Source organism: Mesorhizobium sp. CNPSo 4689, assembly GCF_057784325.1.
This window is the reverse complement of the sequence record NZ_JBWLUZ010000111.1, coordinates 1-535: the sequence shown is the minus strand read 5'-3', so window position 1 is coordinate 535 and position 535 is coordinate 1. Positions and strand designations below refer to the sequence as shown.

Sequence of the window (535 nt, the reverse complement as noted above, 5' to 3'; positions counted from 1 at the left end):
TGGCCGCACGACGAACGCGGACCCGACCACTGGTCCGCGCGTTGCGACGACAGCTCATGCGTCAAGGCAACGGTTTGTCGCGCGATGCCGATATCGCGAAGGCCTTCGCCTACGGCACCAGGCGATGGCGCGCGTTCAACCGCTTCCTCTACGATGGCCAGCTCGAGCCCGACAACCTGATCGCGGAGCGGGCCATAGGCGCAATTGGCTTTTCTCGGGCAGCTTCGCCGCGGCAGAGCGGTCAGCGTGCGGATTCCGACGTGAAGCCGGCCGCCATTCCGATCAAACACCGGCCACCATTCCGGTATGAAGCCGGCCACCATTCCAACCAAAGACCGGCCGGTTTTCGGCACTGAAGATTACCTCCTGGGTCAGCAACTTTGGCATCAATTACCTCGCGATGAACGAGGACATTTTGATGCCGGCAAAGAGAAGGCTGACCATGAGACAGTTGAGACAAATGCTTCGGCTTGCCGGAAGCGGGACCAGCTCCCGCGAGATTGCGGTCGTGCTGGGAATAGCACGCAGTACGGTG

Annotated in this window: 1 protein-coding gene; it reads left to right on the top strand. The window is 61.3% G+C overall.

Going from position 1 to position 535, the window contains the following annotated elements; genetic code table 11:
* Window positions 1-356 (top strand): IS66 family transposase (locus tag AC04SI_RS33360; protein WP_488475740.1); only part of this gene is annotated, 356 nt, incomplete at its 5' end.
* Window positions 357-535: the final 179 nt, after the last annotated feature.